Below are 19644 nucleotides of genomic sequence, written 5' to 3' on the forward strand. Positions count from 1 at the left end.
TTATAAAATACCTTTCAAGAAGACGTATCTGAATTTCAGATGGAATGTCCGTCCTGCCAACGGTTGGCGGAACTGGTCCCAAACTTCTTTATTCATCAGATTGTGGCATTCCAAAGCGATGGAATATTTGTTCTTGTAGGTCAATAGCAGACCAATATCATTGACGAAACTGCGAGGGATACGCCGTTTCTGCAATTCGGTAAGTTCCCAAAAGTAGAAGAACTCTTCCGTGAACTTCCCGTCCCAAAATGCCTTGACATACCAATTCTTGAACAATCGGTCGCTGTGATATTCCGCTCCAAAGTTGGCAAACAGGTAGGGAATATTCGGCAGTCGCAATCCTTTTGTCGGATTAGGGGCTTGGGTGCCCGGCAAATAGTCCAAAACATCGCGTACGTCCTGATAAGTCAGGTTCCCGTAGGCATAGACCGTCGGCGATATATCCAGTTTCAATTCAGTCTCTATACCTTTGATATGTACCTTTTCAGCATTCACATATCCGGCTGCCATATGTTGTTTCATCAGTTTTATCATATCGCTCACCTGCATATAAAAGCCATTCACTTCAAATTGCAATCGCGACAATCCGAGTACATCGTTTTTATCTATCAAGAAACCCAGATTGAAGTTGTGGCTTTTTTCCGGTTTCAGTCCGGCAGCAGGAAAGGTAATGATACCGTCACCGAACAACTCTTGCGAATTGGGGAGGCGTATTGCCCGTTGATAAGATGCCTTCAGAAGAAAGCCTCTGAACGGTTCGTACTTCATTGCCTCTATCCATCCGATTTGCGATGTCGTATTGCTCTTTTTCTTCGGAGCCTCGATCATCTCGTATGAAGTCAAATCCTCTATCTCGGAATGGAGATGGAAATACTTTGCAGAGAACATATTCGTCAGTTTCCTGCCGAAGAGTTTCGCTTCCCAAGTCAATCCTAAGACAACACTGGTCTTTTTGCTTGGAAATCCTCCGATAATAAATCCTGCGTGCTGACTTGCAATGTCATCGCTTGGTTGTCTTTGGGCATAGTTAATAAGCGTGTTCAGGTTCAAACTGTGATTGACAGACAATCTGTAATCAAGGTTGATACGTTCGTTGATTTCCAAACCTTTGTCGTTTGAGTTGTGAGGAACGTCCCCCGTTTCTCCCTGTCCGTTCGGGCTCGGATATATATTTCCCTCAAAATCGTGATTAACTCGTGCCGTATCCACAAAATTGTTCGTCGTATGCGAGAGGGAGAAATGCGACTCGAAGTTAAGTCGATTGTTCAGTATTCCGCTTTTTATCAGTTTGTTTTCGAGCATAAACATCCCGGATTTGTTTTCAGCATGCTGGATATTCTTCAATACTCCTTGTATCTCATTGAAACGGTTGTAATACCCGAACTCGGTACTAATCTCATCGAACCAAAGTTTTGTAAAAGCGACTTTCCCTTTCAACATATACGAACGAAAACGGTCGTGGTCACGCTTTACCAACAGGTTCTCTCTTTCGGGGACTCTAAATGAGTAATCATTCTTTGCAGAAGTATAATACCCTCCCGCACCGAGCAAAATACCGCTCTTGGGAAAGTTCTTGCGAGAGAAGACACTTCCCTTGTGCGTCTGATAAGAACCGAGTTCGTACGAAGCATCCAAATAGTCCGTACTGAACTCCTTCGTGACGATATTGACGGCACCACCCAAGCCATCGCAACCGAAACGTGCAGGGATAATGCTTTTATAGACCTCTATCCGTTCGATAATGTCTATCGGAATTTCATCAAGCGAAAAGGCTCCGTCCGAAGTATTCATCGGAATACCATCCCAAAGGATTTGAATGCGGTTTCCCTCCAAACCGTGAACAATAATCCTCGAACTGCTTCCCAATCCACCTGTCTGCCCGACCTTCAAACCAATGGTTTTGTTCAAGATGGTTTCTAAAGAAACAGAGCGACCTTGCAATTCCTTAGCGTTTATTACTGAAACCGCTTCGGGCGACTCTCTAATAACCTGTGCTTTTGTTTTTCCGAAGACGACCACATTTGCCAATTCCGTCGATTCCGGACGTAACTTCAGGGTATGACGTTTCTCATTTGCCGTAATCGTGTCGGTAATTGTCTGGTAACCTACGTAACTTACCCTTAGTACAAGTTTTTGATGGGCAGGCGTATTTAGTTTCGCCACTCCTTTTTTATTTGTGGTTGTACCGTTCTTGTATGAAGGTTCGTTCAGGCCTTTCCATTGCACCGTGGCAAATTCTATACTGTTACCATTCTCTGCATCAATAACTTTTATTTCGATGGAATGCTGTTGTGCAAACATCGGATAAGCCCACAGCAATAGGATGCTGATGATGAGCATTCTTTTGTATAAATGAACTATTGAGTTGATTGACATATCTTATCTGTTTATAAAAACTCGTACAAAATTACCCACCTATAAAACAGATAAATAACCCTACTATCCACACTTATACCCCTATTGAGTTTTATATGTGTCAAGTTATCGTTTTCGGGCAGTGTAATGCTCATTCGGGTTATTTTACCCCTGTGCGTCTCCGTACTTTTGCATCTTAGAAAATCAAAACGATACAGATATATGGATAAACAAAAAATCAAGCCTCTCGATGAGGAACGGGAGAGTCGCAGCCTGCTCTCCAATGCGGTGGTCATACTGCATCTTGTTTTCGGCACACTGCCCCTATTGCTCGTGGTGTGGGCGGTAGACAGGCTGATGGATGGTACGCTCACTTCTACAATGATTTGGATTGTCGGGGCGGCGATGGTGCTGTTCGCCCTGCTTCGCGGCGTGTTTTACGGAACGTCGATCTGGCGGGCGCACCGCTCGGCTTACAACGCCCTCACACGGTTGAGGTTGCGTATCGTGAGCCACTTGCAACGGCTGCCGCTCGGCTTCTTTCAGGAGCGGAAGGTGGGTGACTTGGTGAACATCATCAACCACGACGTGGAGCAAATCGAGATTTATCTGGCACACGGATTGCCCGAAATCCTCTCGGCAACGCTTTTCCCTGCTTTGCTTTGGGTAATTGTTATGGTATTGGACTGGCGGCTGGGACTGTCGCTCATCTCGCTGCTACCGTTGGCATTTCTTTTGCAGATGGCAGTTAAAACGTTTTGGGGCAAGAGTTTCCGACACTTTATGGAAAATACGCAGAAGATGTCGGAAGACCTTCTGGAATATGTGGCTACAATACCAATCATTAAAGCATTCAGCCACGAAGAGACCCGGACAGAGCGAGTTCTCGGAGGTATGCGCGATTATATCCATTGGGTGAAGCGGAGCATGTTCAGCGTTACTGTTCCGATGACGCTCATCACGATGTTCTTGGAGGGCGGTATCGTGGTAATGACCCTTGTCGGGCTATGGTTGATGAGTTCGGGCGAACTGACCGTAGCACGTTTCATCCTCGCCCTGATATTGGGTGGACTGTTCTCATCTTCCTTTGCCAAACTGGCTACGTTCCAGCATTTCAGGATTGTCTATGGTCAATCGTTGGCGAAGGTTCAGTCGATTACCGAAGTACCTGCAAAGGATACGGCAGACAGGGATACGGATGCCATGCAGACCGATGTCTGTTTCGAGCACGTGACATTTGCCTACCCGAATAAGAAAGACTGTGCGTTGTGTGATGTCAATCTGCAATTTCCCAAGGGTAGCCATACGGCTATTGTGGGCGAATCGGGGTCAGGCAAAAGCACACTGGCAAGCCTGATGATGGGTTTCTGGCAACCGCAGTCGGGAACCGTTCGACTGGGCGGCGAGAACCTTGCGGAACTCTCCGAACACAACATTGCCGATTTCTTTTCTATGGTGCAACAAGAGGTATTCCTCTTCAACACGAGCATTCGGGACAATATCCGTATCGGCAAGCCCTCCGCCACGCAAGAGGAGGTGGAAACAGCTGCACGACGTGCACGCATTCACGATTTTATTACGGGGTTACCCAATGGTTACGATACTTTGGCAGGCGAAGCCGGCGTAAAATTCTCCGGCGGAGAGAAACAGCGCATTTCCATTGCACGGATGTTGCTCAAAGACTCGCCGATTGTCATCCTCGACGAAGCCACCGCTGCCTTGGACGGGGAGAACGAGAAACTCATTCAAGAAGCTCTTGATGAATTGCAGCGTAACAAGACCGTCATCACCATCGCCCACCGTCTCAACACCATTCAGGATATGGAACGTATTGTCGTGATGGACAAGGGAAAGGTTGTGGCGACGGGAACACACGGAGAATTGATGGACAACTGCCCACTATATCGCAATATGACGGAAACACAGGAACGGGTAAGCAAATGGCAACTGAAAGAGGAGGAGGTATAAACAATGATACGCAATATATTGAATGAATTGACCGTTCGCGGAGTGCGGCATCTGATAATCTCCGCACTGTTTTTCGTGGTTTATGCCCTTTGCGGAACGGCAATAATGCTTACTGTCCTGTTCCTTATCGACCGCCATATATCGGGCGAAAGCGTTTCGCTCATTTCGGCAGCGTGGATACTCGTTGGTCTGCTGATTTTGAAAACCATATCCAATGCCGTAGCCGATATGAGCAAGCACTTTGCCGGCTTCGATCTCGTGGAGCGCATCCGTGAGAAGATCATCTTGAAACAGAAAATGTTCTCGCTCAGTTTCTACACCAATGAACGGCTGGGCGAGATAAGCACCGTCATTCACAAAGACGTGGATAATATGGAAATGGTTGTGGGGCACCTTTGGACACGGATGTCCGCCGACTTCATCGTGGCGCTGATACTCGGCATCGGGCTGTTCTGTGTGGACTGGCGCATGGGATTAGCGATGATTACCATCCTTCCTATTGCCCTCTTCTCCTTGTATCGGGGCATCCGTTCGGGAATGAAAGCGCAACAGGAGGCACAAGACGGTCTGGCGGATATGGTCAGTCTCTTCGTTGAATACGTCAAGGGCATACCTGTGCTGAAAGTCTTCGGAGGAAAAGGAATGTTCCGTGACAGGCTCGACCGTTCTGTCAGCGAGTTCGGGGAGAGCAGCAAGAAGACCTCACGGTTGGCAGCTGTAAGCGTGGGCAGATATGCCTTTCTTATAGAATTGGCTTTCGTACTGATGGCAACGCTTGGTTTTTGGTGGACTCGGCATGGCGAACTTTCCCTTTTTGTTTATCTGATGTTCGTCATCGTCTCGAAAGAATTCTACAAACCTTTTGTCAATATGGAGAGTCATTGGCTGAACTACATCAAGGTAAAGGACAGCTACGAACGCATTTCCCGTCTGTTGGACGCTCCCGTTATCGTCAACCCCGACCAACCGAAAACGGCGGAACATTTCGACCTCTCGTTCGATGGTGTCGGATTCCATTACGAAAAAGAAGGCTTTGAGATGAAAGACCTCACGTTCAACGTACCCGAAGGAACGGTAACGGCTCTTGTCGGCTCGTCAGGCTCCGGCAAGACCACCATCACCAATCTGCTGCTCCGCTTTTGGGAACCGCAGGCAGGCTGTATCCGTATCGGCGACGTAGACATTCGGGAGATGGACTACGATTACCTGCTCGGCAAAATCAGTGTGGTGATGCAGAACGTCATCCTCTTTTCCGACACCATTGCCAACAACATCAAGGTGGGCAACCGCAATGCCACACAGGGGGAAATCAAGGAAGCCGCACGTCGGGCGATGATACACGACTTCATCGTCAGTCTGCCCGATGGTTATGAAACGATAATCGGAGAGAACGGCTTGGGACTATCTGGCGGACAGAAGCAACGCCTCTCCATCGCCCGTGCCTTCCTCAAGGATGCTCCCATCCTCCTTTTGGACGAGATAACGAGCAATGTTGACCCCATCAATGAATACAAAATACAGCAAGCAATGTCTGCCCTTATCCGAAACCGCACGGTCTTGGTCATTGCCCACCATTTGCAGACCATCCGCAATGCCCACCAGATTATCGTGATGGACAAGGGACAGCTTATGGAGAAGGGTATGCACGCCGAACTCGAAGCTAAAGGCGGAATGTATTGTAAACTGCTGTCGATGCAGTAAGATCGCTAAAAAAGAACAGGTAGAAAGACGCATTTATCTTACTGCCTGTTCTCATATTCAACTGTACCATCCACCTTTGCCATAACACACAAGTAGCGGAGGACTTGTTCTCTTCTTTTCGGTCAGTCTTCTGATTATCCATTTACGGAAACTTTTGGCTTGTGGAGAAGCAAAACGAAATGACAGCATCGTTATCATTTCAATATTATATAAATCCACTGCACCACCCTTAAACAATAGCGTTTGCATCACCTCATCTTCTCTGAGTAATCCTTCTTTGAAGATAGACTTGATGTGGCTGTTTACTTTGCCGGAGAATATGCCGAATAAATCGGCTATTTCGCAAGCCGACATCCAAATGGAAGTCGTAGGAACGTGTACGTTCCCATTCTCCTCAATGGTTATGAATTCTCTTTTCATAGTAATTCAATATTCATTGTTCTTTCTTCTTTCGATTAACTTATCCATATCCTCTGAAATCTTCTTCTCTGAAATCTTCGCATAGGTCTGCGTGCTGGTGATGGAGGCATGTCCCATCATCTTGGCAATGCTCTCCGTACAAATCCCCTCGGAAATCAAGAACGATCCGAAACTGTGCCGGGCTTGATGGTAGGACAGATTCTCCTTGCGCCCGATGATGACGCCCAGTTCGTGTATTTCAAACCACATCATATCCCTGCTTGGCAGAGGGAAGACGGGTTGTGTGTCATCGGTCGTGTTGTACAGATTGATAATCTGCTCCGCTATCGGATGCAGGGGGATAAATGACTCTACCTTTGTCTTCCTGCGGTTAATCCGTATATAACGTCTTCCTTCGGCAGTCTTCCCTATGTGGTGCGGATAAAGCAATTGTGTATCGACATAGGCAAGCCCCGTAAAACAGGAGAAGATAAAAGCCCGGCGAGCCAATTCCTTCAATGGGTCATTGGCGGGAAGTTTCAGTTCCAACAGTTGTTTCAGTTCAGTCCTGCTGATATGCATTCGCTTGGAGGACGGTTTCTTCTCATACTCCAACTCCTCCAAAGGATTGGCACGGATAATCTCATGGTCTACGGCAAGATATATCAGTCTGTTCAGCCAACAAAGGCAATGGTTGGTCTGCGATGCCCCGAAGTTCTTGTACCGCTTCAGGTAGACCTTATATTCCCGTCCGAATTCCTCGGTGATGTCCGAAAAGGCAATATCCGTCTTGCCTTTCGAGTCCAAGAACTCACGGATATAGCTCTGGTAATACCGGGAACTCCTGTAGGTCGAAGTGGAGTCGATTTCCTTGGAACGGACGGCAAGGCGTTCCCGTTCCCTTTCTCCCATTTGGAGCAGATGGGTAGGAATGACCGACTGACCTGCTATCCTGTTTTTCAGCAGTTCGGCACTGACCACACCCTGCTCTTTGAGCATTTCATCATAGAGCCGCTCCGCATGTTTGCGGAACTCTTTCAGGCGGTTGTTCGTCCGCACGTCAGCGGTCTCCGCCTTTTGGGCATTCCACTGTTTGGGATTGCAAGTAATACCCGTGGTTATCGTCGTGCTTTTCCCGTCGATGGAGATTCGGCAAAGTACGGAAGTTGTACCATCCACACGTACCTTGTTGCGATTGATATAGAGTAGTAAAGAAAATGTGCTACGCATAAATTCATTTATTATCTATGGGGTGTTATAATACAAGTTTCAAATCTTTTGTCACTTCGATATATTTGTCCATATCCTCGAAGAGTTTCTTGGGCGTGACCTTTGCATATACCTGTGTGGTCTGGAGGTTGGAGTGTCCCAGCATCTTGCAGATGGTCTCGATAGGAACGCCGGCTTCCAAGGTAATCAGCGATGCGAATGAGTGCCTGCCGGTATGGTAGGTCAGGTCTTCCTTAATGCCCGCAAGAACCGCAAGGCTTTTCATCAGACGGCGAAGGTTGGGATGGTACAGCATTGGAAAGAGGGTCGGACGAGCATCATCCCGGTACTTCTCTATCAGGTCAAGGGCTTCGGGCAGCAGCTTGACACAGGCACGAAGCTCGTTTTTCTTGCGGCAGTATTTAAGCCACAGCTCGCCATTGTCATCCGTGAACAGATTGTCACGCGTAACGGAAACTGCATCGGCGTAGGTTGTTCCCGTATAGCAGGCAAAGAGAAAGAGATCTCTTGCCAAGATATGGGAGGCGCGATGTTCGGGGATTACCAAGTCACGGATTTTCTCGAAGGATTCCCGGCTTAGGGCTTTTGGTGTCTTCTCCTTTTGTTTGGGGAGACTGAAATGAGCGAAAAAACATCTGTCGGCATAACCGTCCTTGTAGGCTTTACGGCATATTTTCTTGACGATAGCCAAATAGTGCCGGCAGGTATCTATGGCAAGCCCTTTCTCGTCCAAGATGAAGCTCTGATAGTCATGAATGAACTGTTCCGTTATCTGACCGAAAGCGATGTCTTTGGTGCGAAACGTCTTGTCGATGAACTCCGCCAAGGTTCTCCGAGTATAGAAATAGGCAGGGTAAGTTCCCTTTGCACGGTCTATCCCGATACGCTTTCTCAATTCCTCACAGACGATGTCCGTCATTCCCAACAGGGTCATCTGCGTTTCAAGGCTTCCTTGAAACAGGTTTTTGACGGCCTCCGCATCGAAGTCCATTTTCCTATCCGCAAGCGTGTCGAATGCCGTGTGGATGGAGAGCATCAGCTTGTCCAGCTTTGCATTGGTCTCTACGGCTTCATGACTCTTGCCTTTCAGACGGCTTTCACGAGGATTCCATAAGTCGGGAGTACAGGAGATTTTGCAACTGAATTGCACCATTGAACGATTGACGGTGATGCGTCCCATAATGGGGGCTTTGCCCGACTTGTCGGGTCTGCTCTTTTTGAGGTAGAGCAACACTTTGAATTTTTCTATTTTCATACGCTTTAATTTTATGGGCAAAATTACCCGTTGTTAAAGCGTTCTTTGATAAGCAAAATACTGTGGAACAGCGAGATAGGATCTCGCCCTATAGAAACTTCTCCTTTTTCCTGTTACCTCACCACACTTGGGAAACCGATGGATAACGGTTTGGTAACCGAAAGGATTCAGTATTCCGTGCCGAATTACTTTTCCACTGTAGCTGCAAAATATAGAAAAACGCCTAATTCACAATATGTTACCGATTTATTCTCTATGTTCTTCCAATTCCTCAAATGGATGATATTTTCCATATGGCAAGGCACACTTTTGCAACGACCATAACTTTAGCAAATGGTGTACCCATCGAAAGTGTATCTAAGATGTTGGGACACACCGACATTCGCACTACTCAAATCTATGCTAAAGTTATAGATGCGAAATTAAGTAACGATATGGAATTACTGGCACAGAAAATTAATACGAAAAAGGTAACTGCTACCATATAAAAGATTAGGAACTGGTCACGATTTGTGACCAGTTCTAAAGATAACTTATCACTTAACAACTTAAAATATTGAATTATGGATTTACAAATCATTCAAAACAAGATTTATGAAATTAGGGGTTGCAGGGTTATGCTCGATAGCGACCTTGCGGCACTTTATCAGGTGGAAACAAAAGCGTTGAAACAGGCTGTTAAACGTAATATAGAACGTTTCCCCGAAGATTTTATGTTTGAACTGACAAAGGAAGAAGTCGAATGTTTAAGGTCACAAATTGTGACCTTAAAGAATAATCCCGATGAAATGGAAACAGCAGCCAGTTCAAAACGCGGCAAACATACCAAGTATTTGCCTTATGTTTTCACGCAGGAAGGTGTAGCGGCTTTATCGGGTGTGTTACGTAGTCCTATTGCCATACAGGTGAATATTTCCATCATGCGGGCATTCGTAGCCTTGCGTCAAATGATAACAGGCTATCAGGAACTACTAAAGCGTATTGAAGAACTGGAAGAAAGTACGGATGCACAATTCAGCGAGATATACCAAGCACTGACCCAATTACTAAGCAAGCCCGAACCGAAGCCACGCAAACCGATAGGATATAGAACCTATGACGAATAACGGTTTAAGGTATTCGGTTGTCTAAGGGGTGTCACCAGTGATACCCCTTTTTCAGTTCCCTAAAGTAATGTATCTCAATCACAAATTTTAGCAAAGTTACAGCCCGGTGGGGACAAATACCAAATCCGAGCCGTTCCGGTTTTCTAAAAAATCTCCACACCTACGGGTCGTATTTTTTGAAAAGATATGGTTGAAGTCCCCGCCAAACTGTGGATGTCCGGCAAAATTTCTTATTGTTTAATTTAAATTTCAGTAGTCATGAAAACAACAGAATTTACCATGCCGGAAATCACTATCTCTTATAAAGACAATGTAAAAGCATCCGAAAGGGTGAAAATACTCTCATCCGAAACGTCCTACTCTTACCTGAAACCGTTCTATATCGAATGTATGGAACACCACGAGGAAAGCCATGTAATGTTTCTCAATCGGGCAAATAAGGCTTTAGGCGTTTCCCTTATCTCTAAAGGCGGCATGGCTGAAACTGTAATGGACGTGAAAATCATCCTGCAAACCGCCTTGAAAGTCCATGCTTCGGGCATAATCCTCTCACATAACCACCCATCGGGCAACCTACGTCCGAGTGAACCGGACAAACAAATTACCTCAAAAATAAAAGAAGCCTGCAAGGTCTTGGATTTACATCTGTTAGACCATATCATCCTGACAGAAGAAAGCTATTATAGTTTTGCAGACGAGGGGCTTATCTAAGCCCTTTTTTTGTTACAGGCAACAAAAACACAATATCCTACTTTTAAAATAAAACCATTTTTCCAGTTTCTCCTATTGTAAATCTTCCTCTTAGGCAGTCCCCAGCCGAAGCAGTCATTATCGTATCACATAGGCAAAGGTATTTCCGTGTTCTTCACGTCTTTGCAAGGTCAAGCCCTAAAGGGTTTAAACAAAAATCTTCCTGTTGTACTTCGTCCAAAGAGTATTTTTCTTTAAAATCTTGCAAAGCCTAAACACTACCCTTTAAAGCCTATATGAAACGAAAACGACCGCCCCGACCGGAAACGCATAAAAAAAAAGTCAGATTTACGAGAAACAGGAAAAAAGGTTATGAAACTTTGGCTCCCTTACCTCTCAAATCCGCATAAATTTTAAAAGACACAGAATTATGGAAGCAGTAACATTATCAGAAGCAAGAGTTTATGTAGGTACTTACAACAAGTATAACAACGGTTCACTTTTCGGCAAGTGGTTAGACCTGTCCGACTATTCAGATAAGGACGAATTTATGGAAGCGTGCCGGGAACTGCACAAGGACGACCAAGACCCGGAATTTATGTTTCAGGATTACGAGAATATCCCGGAAGCCCTGATTTCCGAAAGTTGGCTTTCTGAAAAGTTCTTTGAGCTTCGGGATGCCATCGAGAAACTAAGTGAAACCCAGCAGGAAGCGTTTTTCGTATGGTGCGACCACCACAACAGCGATATAAGCGAAGAAGATGCGGACGACCTTATTTCTTCCTTTGAGGACGAATATCAGGGAGAATATAAAGACGAGGAAGATTACGCCTATGAAATCGTAGAGCAATGTTATGACCTGCCGGAGTTCGCAAAGACCTACTTTGACTATTCGGCTTTTGCCCGTGATTTATTTATAACTGATTACTGGATGGATAACGGTTTTGTTTTCCGTTGCGCCTGATTACTAACCGGGTGGAGCAATCCACCCGCAACACACCAAGACAATGAAAGTAAATAATAAGATAGCGACTTCTTTACGATGGTTCATACTTGCTTTTATCATCTATCAGGCAGCCACCAGCACCGCCGGAATGTGGATAGCCCTAATCATAGGCTTTTTTATTATCCGGTTCGTTCTCCGGCTGTTTATCTCCGCCGTTTACCTGTTTTGTATGGCGATTATTTTCATTGTGTTGCTCTCATTTTTGATTATCTGATAACTCATTATAAAATAAATTATAACGATATGGAAACTTTAAACAAAAACGGGGTAAGCATTACCCAAATACCGGGAGAAGAAAAATATGTGAAATGCTGTTTAGGCGCATTCAGGGGACAGATTTATTTCCAGTATGATTATCGCCATACAGATATGGAACTGTTCAGCACAGTGGCTAAAACGCTTGACGAATGTCGCAAACAGCGGGATGAATGGATAGCGAAAAAAGAAAAGAAACAATAACAATACAAATAAGTACATTTATGAAAACGACAGAAGTAAATAAAAAGATTATCGGCAGACGTTGCAAGTGCATATTTACCGGATTGTTGGTAACGGGTGTTATCGAGGACACCACAGAGGATAAATACACGGTCAGCGTGAAAGTACGTTTTGACACGCCGCACCAGTGGGGCGATGAACTTTATTCTTATGACTGGTCTTTCGGACGGAAAGCAGATGATTTCGGTTCATTGAAGTATTTGGAACTACTACCCGACAAAACAACATTCGATGCAATGATAGTTACTTTCCGCGAACCCATCGACACGCTGAACGACATTTTTGAGGACGTGAAAGCATGGGGTGTCTGTTCCCTGAAAGGGTGGATAGATAGCTATGAAAGCACCCGTTTTACGCCCATAGACGTAGATAAGGCGGTTATAACGAGCGAATATAACATGGAATGTGTCAAAGAGTGGTTGGAACATAACACACCTGTAAAGAACATTATAATCGGTTAATAAAGAACGGCGGCAAATGCCGCCGCTACTTTCTTTCCGTGAGCCGAAGCGGACAAAGAAAGATAGCAAAGAAACCTGTTTCCATTCCCTATAAAAAAGATAATCCGGCGGGAAATACCCGCCGGATTATCTACCATAACATTACGCATTACGTATCATTCCAATTCTTCGCCCCATAGTTCTTTATCGGTTGGAGCGTGTTTCATTTCATACCAGCACCAGCAACCAGCCAGCAGGTAAAAAGCAGCCAAAGCCACAAGGAATTTATCTATCATACGGATAAAATACATGAAACTCAATATCATCCCTCATGGAGCAGAAAGATAACTTTCAGAATGCACACCATTTCTTCATCTTCGGAATCAAATTTCCAAGTCCGCTTTTTTACAACCATTTCCGTATCATAGTCGAAATAATTCAATGCCGGAGAATCATCTTCTTCATCCGCCCACTTGAAAGCCTGATTGGACGGTGTTTTCCTTAATGCTATCCGGTCAGATGGTGAAATGCTTTCTTTATCCACTATCACAATATCACCGACTGCCGGAACTGCATCCGTTTTCCATGTGGTACTTACAAAAAATGAAATACCGTTTATATCCAATTCTATTTTAACCATGTTCTTTTTGTCTTTAATTGTTTTCTTCTTCCTTACTGTTGTCATTGTTAAATGAAAACGTAAGTTGTTCCAACTGCCCGAAGCTATCCTGAAAATACACATCTACCGTCTGTTGGTCGGTTGATGCAGAGGTATAGTAAAGCCGGAATGTTTCGCCCGGAAGAGGGTACAGGTCATTCGGCAGCAGAACCGTCCCATCGGACATTTTCAGCGTTCCCGCCCCGTCCGGCTGGAAATAGCGGATGAAATACTTTGTTTCCTCATACCGCCCGTCCCGGTGAAGCTGACACCTGATTTCGGCGGTTTCACCCACCTTTAATTTCTTTGGTACAGGCATCGTTTCAATACTGAACGGGTAAGACTGCTGTATATCCACATCGTCATTACACGCACCCACAAATAAGATGGCGGCCATTATATAGCAGCCCATTAAAATACGGCTTAAAATCTTTCTCATATACATTATATATAATAGGTTAGTTTATCACATTATTATCTTTAGACCGATACCGAACTGTGTATGGAACTTTCCGACTGAAGAACCGAACAGGCATCTTTCCCGTGCGTTAATCAGGAACACCACCCGGTCGGTAATATAACTTTCCAGTTCCAGCGTCAGCGCACCGCCATAGACAAAACCGTCCTTATCCGTCAGGGTAGAGCCATCGGGCAGCAGCTTGTCACCCCAGTTGCTTGTTTCGTATCCGGCAAGGGCAGACAATCCCAGCGAAAGGAAAAAGGTTTTCTTCCGGTCTGAAAGGAAGTTCATATAGTAACCGCCCTCACCTGTGAACTGGCTTACGGGTATCTGTAAATCCTTATAGGGGTAATGCTTTTCGAGGTATTCCCCGCCGATAACCCACCTGTTCCCGTTTTTGGTATAGGTGGAAAGAGCCGCCCCAAAGTAATAGGCAAAATCACTTTTACTGTTCCAGTGAACACCGTCCGCCATGCCGCCCGTGACCTGCAAGCCTTTCATTCCCGGCAGACATCTTTGTGCGTGTGCCTGGTTAAAAGTCAGGCACAGCGCAAAAAGGAACATCATACAGAATATCCTTTTCATGTTCATTTGATTTTAAGTTCATTAATCACTTTGGCTGCCACTATATCCGAATTTTCCACCCGGATAGTTTGGTGTCTGCCCCCGTTCTTTTCCACCAGTTCGATAACCAATATCTTATCGTCAGGGATAGTGAACTGTGGAACGGTGTACACGGTGCGGACAGTACTTTTACCACCGATAACCAGTATCTCGTTATAGCTCCGCACCGGGTCAATGACCGTTTCCTGAATAGCCGTTCTTTTGGCTACTTTCTTATCCACAATCTTGAAACGGATAAAATCGGTATCAAACGGTACGTTTGAACTGTTCCTTGTTTGTGTGTGGAAGTAGAACAGTCCGTTATGCGAATAAATGCCCTTTACCAAGAACTGCACCCCGAAACGCTTGCATCCCAAATGTTTTATCTCCCGGTCATTGTTCTTGTAGATGGACTGCATAATCAGCTTTACCAAAAGCGGGCTTTCGTTACCCAGTTCACGGAAATAGATGTTCATCCGGGTATGGCTGAAATCTGTCGTGTCCTCATTCTCCAAGAAATCTTTCATTTCGATGTTCAGCATTTCCGGTTCGTGTGCGTATTTCGCATTGAAACTGTAAAAACTGCCATCCTCACAGATAACGGAAAAGTTCGTTTCACCGGGAAAACCCTCTGTCGTAGCTTTCACACGAACAACATTTTCCGCCCCGTCCGCTTTTCCGGCAATAATGTAGTTACTGCCTAAGTCCACGTACTTAACGGCAGACGGGAAAATGATGTGTACCGTTTTGGCGAATGTCACCTGTACGCCGTAAGGTGTCACCATTTGGCGGTAAGGTAGTTTTTTAGTGATGCCCTGATACAAATCGTTACTTTGTGCTTTCACTGAAACCACTCCCAAAACAAGAGCGAATAAAATCATTAACTTTTTCATTTGGATTGAAATTTTTATGGTTGATAAATAAATTACTGTTGTTTGGCGTAAAGCATCACCTGATAGTTCGCTTTCAGGTGTACTTTTACCGTTCTGAACTTCTTAGCGAAGTATTGCGACCCGCCCTGCATCAAGCCTCTTGTAATATCCATTGCGACCTGCTGCCCGGCACTTTGCGCAAAGGAAATACTCGTACCCAGTCCCGCACCGATATTCGCCATCGCTTCTTTTGCCGCTTCCTGTTCCAGTGACGAGGGGACGGAAAGCCCTTTCTGCCCGTCACTGTCGTAAACGGCAAGTTCCACCGGAATGATGTTACCCGCATATTCGAGCGAGGACACCAGTATGTCGAGCCGTTCACCCTGAACTTTGGCACTACCCGATACAAGGCTGTTTTTGGGGACAATGACATTGCCCGCTTGCAACGGTTCTAACAGTCGCAGTTTGACAGTCTGCCCGTCCATAAGTGTTTGGTCGTTATGAACGCACGCCCGGATAGTGTTCTTTCCCATCGAATAGCTGCTGCCGACTGCCGTATTAAATCCGTAATTGCGTGACTTGCCGTATTCGGCGATAAATTCGCTGTTGCTCATGGGCTGTTGCAATCCTGAAACCGTCTTGTCCGATACCGCCTTTACAGAAGCGGTACTTCCTTTTTCCTGAATGGGTGCAGATGGCGTAACCTGTGCAATCTGTCCCGGCTGTGAACTTTGCCCGTTTTGTCCGTTCATATACTTTGCCGCCAGTTCGTAGGATTTTTCCATAAGAGCCACCTGTTCATCCATGCTACCCACCCCGCTTTCTTTCGCATCGAGCCGGGCAGTCAGTTCTTCCACCTGCCGTTTGAGTTCCTCTTTTTCCTTGTCCTCTTTCGGCGTTTCGTAGAAACTGCCTAACTGACGGTTCATGTCCCGGTAAGCCGCCGCCGAAGACTGGATAGAGGAACGGGTATTGTTCGGCGTACCCGCCCCGAAGTCTATTACATTGGTTTTCGGCTTTTCCGCCGGAGCATCATCTATCAGAGTCAAATCTTCCCCGTTCCCGTTTTCCTCTCCGAGTGAAAAGGCAAAATCCTGCAAGGAACGCATCTTGTCTGCCTGTTTGTTCTCCATCTGTTCCTGTTCGTAAGCTGTCTTTTTATCGCTGATTATCCCGTCCCCTTTGGGTTGCGGAATATCGGCGTTAAAGCCGCCCACGCTTTCCACCTTTGCTTCATCCTTTTCGGACGGTGCAAAAATCAGATACATAGACCCTAAGAATACCAGTCCCATAAGCGGATAAACCAGCATCTTCTTTCGTTGCTGTATCTGTTGCGGGGTAAGTTCCTTTTTCTCTTTTTCTTCTTTCTTCCTGTCCGTTTCCGGTGCGGGAACTTCATTCTTCACTTCTTTTTCTTCCATTGTCTGACTGATTAAAAATATTCGTACTGTCTTTACTTTGAAGTTGTAACTGCCTGATATGTTCTATCCGTATGGTTTCGCCATCCTCTTTGCCTATCCGGTAAATGGATGATACCGTAAAGTAGATGGATAACCCGCCGAAGAACAGGAGCATAAGCAGGATTACCGCCAGCCTTATTTCCGGTGTCATGCGCCCGCACAGGTGGCGAAGTTTTTCATCCGCCCAGTCCTGTACATGGGTAACAGCCTGATTCACCGGAGAGAGTATTTTCCGTATCATGGCTTACCGCTTTATGGTGTTCAAGTCCTTGTTTTCCGTTATCTCGAAACTTTCCATCATAAAACCGTGCGGGTTATTATCACTTCTTACAGCGTTCAATAACCGGCAACGGGTGACAAGGCTTCTTTCGGTCACGCTGCTTTCACGGATAATCATTTGCCGGGCATAGGTAGCCACCGCATACGGGTACACATCGAAATTGCATGAAACGCTGTCTATCCGTATCGTTTGGCTGATATTGCCCGATATGATACGGTTGTAATACCCTTTTTCCGAGAGGTCACGGTAATAGTTAAATGCGCTCTTATCGGCAAGGAACAGCGACCGTTTGATATTGCTTTCGATAGCGTTCTTATCGGGTGAGAGCGTGAAAAAGAGTTCGTGGAAACGTTTCACGTGTTCCCTTGCTTCAACCGGACGGTTTTGCGAGAGGTCTTGCGAAAGCGCAAGCATCAACGATTTGCCACCGTCCAGCACATAAATCTTCTGCCGTTGCGCTTCGGCAAACGTGTAGGAGTTCCAAACGGCATAACCTGTTATCAGGGTACACATCACGACAAACACAATACCGAAAAGCCGTATCTGTTTGAAACTGGTTTCAATGTTCTTTAAACTTTTAAATTCCATCTTGATTTTTAATTATTGATTACCTTTGATTAGTTTACCGCCAACCCTGCCGCCAGCGTTTCCGGTTGCTGCCCCGGCTACCGCACCGACACCGCTACCCGCTTTGTTAGCCGCACTGTTTATATTCCGGCTCATGTTACCCATTCCGCCCGCCTGAATAATCCAGTTCGATACGGTGGGGATGGTGAAGTAACCGACAATGCCGATTATCATAAAAATTATGTACACGCTATTGCTGCTGTCCGGTATGAAATTGGGGTCTGATAGCTCTTGAATATCCTTTTGCAGCATAAGCACCTGTATTCGGGCAAGAATGGAACTGAACAGGTCGGAAACGGGCAACCACAGGTAAACGGAAATGTACCTTGTTATCCATTGGGTCAGTGTCGCCTGAAAGCCATCATACACGCTGATGGCAAAGGCTATCGGACCCAGTATGGCAAGGACAATCAAGAAAAAGGTTCGGATAGTGTCTATCACAAGGGCTGCCGCCTGAAAGAGCAGTTCCAAAAGTTCCCTGAACCAGTCCCGGACGGATTGCTTGATATTATGTGCCGCCCTATCCATATACATGCCGCCCATCGTGGCTATGTCTTTGGCAGACCACCCCAGTTCATCTATCTGCTTGTCAAACGCTTCATCCGAAACAAGATAAGCCGTTTCCGGATTGCGTACCATCGCTTCATATTCCAGCTTGTCCTTTTGTTCCCGGTAAGCGTTCATATCGAAAGTTTGCGTTTCGAGCATATTGTTACACCCCTTGACTACGGGTGACATCACGCTGTTAATCGTACCCAGTACGAATGTGGGAAAGAACATAATACAGAAGCCAATCACAAAAGGACGGAGCAAAGGGTAAACGTCTATCGGTTCGGCACTGGCGAGCGACTGCCATACTTTGGCAGCCACATAGAACAATGCGCCCAGTCCCGCTATTCCTTTGGCTACCCCCGCCATGTTCCCGCATAACGGCATCATGTCCGTGTACAGACTTCGTAAAATCTGATGCAGGTTATCAAATTCGATTGCTAATAACATACTTGTCTGTTTTTAGAGGTTACCAGTAACGTTCATCCGCCGAGCCGTAAAGAGCCATTACCCGGTCGGTGTCCTTTTTCTTTTTCGCCCGCAGGTAGGAAACGGAAATATTCTTCCGGGTATAATAACTCACCAAGTCCCGATAGTTCCTGATGGCGTTATACGTCCGGTCGATTACGTCCATCCGTTCCTTGTCCGACATGGAAAGCCCGTTGATGTTCACCACGCTTTTCATTTCTTCCAGTACATCGGAACTTTCCTGCAACAGTTGGGTATAGCCGTAAGCAATCGCCGAAAGTTCGTCCGGTGTATAGTTTTCATCCGAAAGCATCTTCTGAAAACTGTTCACGTATATATCGGAAATCTCCCCGATAAGCAGGATGGACTTTTGTACTTTCCGGGCATCTTTGACAAGGTTATGCACTGATTTTAAGGCATCGTAATATTCTTTACCTTGTTGATAAATCTTTACCGTTTCCTGAAAATTCTTTATCATGTTCTGTGCGGTGGATGATGTCTGTACGATGTTCTTTGATGCATTGATAATCCCTTGCGCCAAATTACCGGGGTCACTCACCACCCACTGTGCACTTACCTTTCCAGCAAACAGGCTGCATACTACGAGCAGCATTATAATCTTTGTTCTCATACGCTTATTTCTTTATTGGTTGTTTACTCCGTTTGTATTCTCCACCGGGTGAAAGTAGAATCCGGTCGTTCTCTTTGTCGTAGGTCAGCAAGACGGAAAGCCCCGTTTCGATGAACAGGTTTCCGTCCTGTTCTGAAATCTGATAGGTTTCCGTTTGGACAGTCCCCCGGTAGGTCTTTCGATAGGTCGTTACCCGGTAATGCCCGTTTTCTTCAAAAAGGGTAAATGCCGGACGATTTTTTACACTTTTCCAGTCGCCACGCATCGCCCTAAGACGGTCGGCGTTCGTTTCCTTACAGGAAGAAAACCCCAGTAACAAGGTGCATAGCAGCACCGGAAACAAAAATTTTAAATGTTTCATACTGATTGATTTTTAAATTGTTGATTG

At 45.7% G+C, this 19644-nt stretch carries 22 protein-coding genes and 1 pseudogene; 9 read left to right on the top strand and 14 right to left on the bottom strand.

The annotated features are described in order from the left end of the window. Complete coding sequence (locus tag P150_RS0111895; protein ID WP_028897881.1) at positions 1-2376, bottom strand: TonB-dependent receptor; 2376 nt, start codon at positions 2374-2376, stop codon at positions 1-3. Positions 2377-2577: 201 nt separating this feature from the next. Here P150_RS0111895 and P150_RS0111900 point away from each other — a divergent pair, with 201 nt between their 5' ends. Both P150_RS0111900 and P150_RS0111905 read left to right on the top strand, forming a co-directional pair. Beyond that, complete coding sequence (locus P150_RS0111900; RefSeq protein WP_028897882.1) at positions 2578-4323, top strand: ABC transporter ATP-binding protein; 1746 nt, start codon at positions 2578-2580, stop codon at positions 4321-4323. A 3-nt stretch (positions 4324-4326) separates the two neighbouring features. Next, positions 4327-6024, top strand: a complete 1698-nt coding sequence (locus tag P150_RS0111905; RefSeq protein ID WP_028897883.1) for an ABC transporter ATP-binding protein — start codon at positions 4327-4329, stop codon at positions 6022-6024. Positions 6025-6081: 57 nt separating this feature from the next. Here P150_RS0111905 and P150_RS0111910 read toward each other — a convergent pair whose 3' ends face one another. From P150_RS0111910 to P150_RS0111920, 3 genes are read right to left on the bottom strand one after another with little or no spacing between them, the layout of a single operon-like run. Then, positions 6082-6444, bottom strand: coding sequence for a hypothetical protein (locus P150_RS0111910; protein WP_028897884.1), 363 nt, complete (start codon positions 6442-6444; stop codon positions 6082-6084). 6 nt (positions 6445-6450) lie between these two features. After that, positions 6451-7653 carry a site-specific integrase gene (locus P150_RS0111915; RefSeq protein ID WP_028897885.1) on the bottom strand — a complete coding sequence of 401 codons (1203 nt, stop codon included), beginning with the start codon at positions 7651-7653 and terminating at the stop codon, positions 6451-6453. A gap of 25 nt (positions 7654-7678) precedes the next feature. Further along, positions 7679-8908, bottom strand: coding sequence for a site-specific integrase (locus tag P150_RS0111920; protein WP_028897886.1), 1230 nt, complete (start codon positions 8906-8908; stop codon positions 7679-7681). A gap of 287 nt (positions 8909-9195) precedes the next feature. Here P150_RS0111920 and P150_RS0111925 point away from each other — a divergent pair. The 7 genes and pseudogenes from P150_RS0111925 to P150_RS0111950 all read left to right on the top strand — a co-directional run. Beyond that, positions 9196-9396, top strand: a pseudogene (locus P150_RS0111925) (tyrosine-type recombinase/integrase); the annotation flags it as partial. A 75-nt stretch (positions 9397-9471) separates the two neighbouring features. Further along, entirely contained in the window at positions 9472-10014 is a 543-nt protein-coding gene (locus P150_RS0111930) for an ORF6N domain-containing protein (RefSeq protein ID WP_028897888.1), read from the top strand. A 258-nt stretch (positions 10015-10272) separates the two neighbouring features. Then, positions 10273-10725: a RadC family protein gene (locus tag P150_RS0111935; RefSeq protein WP_010992379.1), complete on the top strand. Its 453-nt coding sequence runs from the start codon at positions 10273-10275 to the stop codon at positions 10723-10725. 409 nt (positions 10726-11134) lie between these two features. Beyond that, positions 11135-11668: an antirestriction protein ArdA gene (locus tag P150_RS0111940; protein ID WP_010992380.1), complete on the top strand. Its 534-nt coding sequence runs from the start codon at positions 11135-11137 to the stop codon at positions 11666-11668. Positions 11669-11711: 43 nt separating this feature from the next. After that, positions 11712-11924 (top strand): hypothetical protein, encoded by a 213-nt coding sequence (locus P150_RS17670; protein WP_032533122.1) that lies wholly within the window; start codon positions 11712-11714, stop codon positions 11922-11924. A gap of 29 nt (positions 11925-11953) precedes the next feature. Next, positions 11954-12169, top strand: coding sequence for a DUF3873 domain-containing protein (locus P150_RS0111945; protein WP_028897889.1), 216 nt, complete (start codon positions 11954-11956; stop codon positions 12167-12169). Between the two features lie 20 nt (positions 12170-12189). Further along, entirely contained in the window at positions 12190-12669 is a 480-nt protein-coding gene (locus P150_RS0111950; RefSeq protein ID WP_028897890.1) for a hypothetical protein, read from the top strand. A 301-nt stretch (positions 12670-12970) separates the two neighbouring features. Here P150_RS0111950 and P150_RS0111960 read toward each other — a convergent pair whose 3' ends face one another. From P150_RS0111960 to P150_RS0112005, 10 genes are read right to left on the bottom strand one after another with little or no spacing between them, the layout of a single operon-like run. Next, a complete protein-coding gene (locus tag P150_RS0111960; RefSeq protein ID WP_008766847.1) occupies positions 12971-13288 on the bottom strand; it encodes a hypothetical protein in 318 nt (105 codons plus the stop codon). A 13-nt stretch (positions 13289-13301) separates the two neighbouring features. Next, positions 13302-13751, bottom strand: a complete 450-nt coding sequence (locus tag P150_RS0111965; protein ID WP_028897891.1) for a DUF3872 domain-containing protein — start codon at positions 13749-13751, stop codon at positions 13302-13304. Between the two features lie 21 nt (positions 13752-13772). Beyond that, positions 13773-14351, bottom strand: a complete 579-nt coding sequence (locus tag P150_RS0111970) for a conjugal transfer protein TraO (protein WP_028897892.1) — start codon at positions 14349-14351, stop codon at positions 13773-13775. A 2-nt stretch (positions 14352-14353) separates the two neighbouring features. After that, positions 14354-15262, bottom strand: coding sequence for a conjugative transposon protein TraN (gene traN, locus P150_RS0111975; RefSeq protein WP_028897893.1), 909 nt, complete (start codon positions 15260-15262; stop codon positions 14354-14356). Positions 15263-15294: 32 nt separating this feature from the next. Then, entirely contained in the window at positions 15295-16662 is a 1368-nt protein-coding gene (gene traM / locus P150_RS0111980; protein ID WP_028897894.1) for a conjugative transposon protein TraM, read from the bottom strand. Beyond that, positions 16637-16942: a TraL conjugative transposon family protein gene (locus P150_RS0111985; RefSeq protein WP_022470971.1), complete on the bottom strand. Its 306-nt coding sequence runs from the start codon at positions 16940-16942 to the stop codon at positions 16637-16639. Before P150_RS0111985 ends, traM begins: the two co-directional genes overlap by 26 nt. Positions 16943-16945: 3 nt before the next feature. Further along, positions 16946-17569 carry a conjugative transposon protein TraK gene (traK, locus tag P150_RS0111990; RefSeq protein WP_005926197.1) on the bottom strand — a complete coding sequence of 208 codons (624 nt, stop codon included), beginning with the start codon at positions 17567-17569 and terminating at the stop codon, positions 16946-16948. A 12-nt stretch (positions 17570-17581) separates the two neighbouring features. After that, the gene (gene traJ / locus P150_RS0111995) at positions 17582-18607 is read right to left on the bottom strand and encodes a conjugative transposon protein TraJ (RefSeq protein ID WP_028897895.1); all 1026 of its coding nucleotides are present in this window, start codon (positions 18605-18607) and stop codon (positions 17582-17584) included. 19 nt (positions 18608-18626) lie between these two features. After that, a complete protein-coding gene (locus tag P150_RS0112000; protein ID WP_005926203.1) occupies positions 18627-19256 on the bottom strand; it encodes a DUF4141 domain-containing protein in 630 nt (209 codons plus the stop codon). 4 nt (positions 19257-19260) lie between these two features. After that, positions 19261-19617: a DUF3876 domain-containing protein gene (locus P150_RS0112005; protein ID WP_028897896.1), complete on the bottom strand. Its 357-nt coding sequence runs from the start codon at positions 19615-19617 to the stop codon at positions 19261-19263. Between the last annotated feature and the right edge of the window lie 27 nt (positions 19618-19644).

Origin of the sequence: Prevotella sp. HUN102, assembly GCF_000688375.1 — a bacterium.
In the GTDB taxonomy this organism is placed as follows: Bacteria; Bacteroidota; Bacteroidia; order Bacteroidales; family Bacteroidaceae; genus Prevotella.

Excerpts from the sequence above, each read along its gene's own strand:
- P150_RS0111895 (WP_028897881.1), bottom strand. The coding sequence starts at position 2,376 with ATGTCAATCAACTCAATAGTTCATTTATACAAAAGAATGCTCATCATC.
- P150_RS0111900 (WP_028897882.1), top strand. The coding sequence starts at position 2,578 with ATGGATAAACAAAAAATCAAGCCTCTCGATGAGGAACGGGAGAGTCGC.
- P150_RS0111905 (WP_028897883.1), top strand. The coding sequence starts at position 4,327 with ATGATACGCAATATATTGAATGAATTGACCGTTCGCGGAGTGCGGCAT.
- P150_RS0111910 (WP_028897884.1), bottom strand. The coding sequence starts at position 6,444 with ATGAAAAGAGAATTCATAACCATTGAGGAGAATGGGAACGTACACGTT.
- P150_RS0111915 (WP_028897885.1), bottom strand. The coding sequence starts at position 7,653 with ATGCGTAGCACATTTTCTTTACTACTCTATATCAATCGCAACAAGGTA.
- P150_RS0111920 (WP_028897886.1), bottom strand. The coding sequence starts at position 8,908 with ATGAAAATAGAAAAATTCAAAGTGTTGCTCTACCTCAAAAAGAGCAGA.
- P150_RS0111930 (WP_028897888.1), top strand. The coding sequence starts at position 9,472 with ATGGATTTACAAATCATTCAAAACAAGATTTATGAAATTAGGGGTTGC.
- P150_RS0111935 (WP_010992379.1), top strand. The coding sequence starts at position 10,273 with ATGAAAACAACAGAATTTACCATGCCGGAAATCACTATCTCTTATAAA.
- P150_RS0111940 (WP_010992380.1), top strand. The coding sequence starts at position 11,135 with ATGGAAGCAGTAACATTATCAGAAGCAAGAGTTTATGTAGGTACTTAC.
- P150_RS17670 (WP_032533122.1), top strand. The coding sequence starts at position 11,712 with ATGAAAGTAAATAATAAGATAGCGACTTCTTTACGATGGTTCATACTT.
- P150_RS0111945 (WP_028897889.1), top strand. The coding sequence starts at position 11,954 with ATGGAAACTTTAAACAAAAACGGGGTAAGCATTACCCAAATACCGGGA.
- P150_RS0111950 (WP_028897890.1), top strand. The coding sequence starts at position 12,190 with ATGAAAACGACAGAAGTAAATAAAAAGATTATCGGCAGACGTTGCAAG.
- P150_RS0111960 (WP_008766847.1), bottom strand. The coding sequence starts at position 13,288 with ATGGTTAAAATAGAATTGGATATAAACGGTATTTCATTTTTTGTAAGT.
- P150_RS0111965 (WP_028897891.1), bottom strand. The coding sequence starts at position 13,751 with ATGTATATGAGAAAGATTTTAAGCCGTATTTTAATGGGCTGCTATATA.
- P150_RS0111970 (WP_028897892.1), bottom strand. The coding sequence starts at position 14,351 with ATGAAAAGGATATTCTGTATGATGTTCCTTTTTGCGCTGTGCCTGACT.
- traN (WP_028897893.1), bottom strand. The coding sequence starts at position 15,262 with ATGAAAAAGTTAATGATTTTATTCGCTCTTGTTTTGGGAGTGGTTTCA.
- traM (WP_028897894.1), bottom strand. The coding sequence starts at position 16,662 with ATGGAAGAAAAAGAAGTGAAGAATGAAGTTCCCGCACCGGAAACGGAC.
- P150_RS0111985 (WP_022470971.1), bottom strand. The coding sequence starts at position 16,942 with ATGATACGGAAAATACTCTCTCCGGTGAATCAGGCTGTTACCCATGTA.
- traK (WP_005926197.1), bottom strand. The coding sequence starts at position 17,569 with ATGGAATTTAAAAGTTTAAAGAACATTGAAACCAGTTTCAAACAGATA.
- traJ (WP_028897895.1), bottom strand. The coding sequence starts at position 18,607 with ATGTTATTAGCAATCGAATTTGATAACCTGCATCAGATTTTACGAAGT.
- P150_RS0112000 (WP_005926203.1), bottom strand. The coding sequence starts at position 19,256 with ATGAGAACAAAGATTATAATGCTGCTCGTAGTATGCAGCCTGTTTGCT.
- P150_RS0112005 (WP_028897896.1), bottom strand. The coding sequence starts at position 19,617 with ATGAAACATTTAAAATTTTTGTTTCCGGTGCTGCTATGCACCTTGTTA.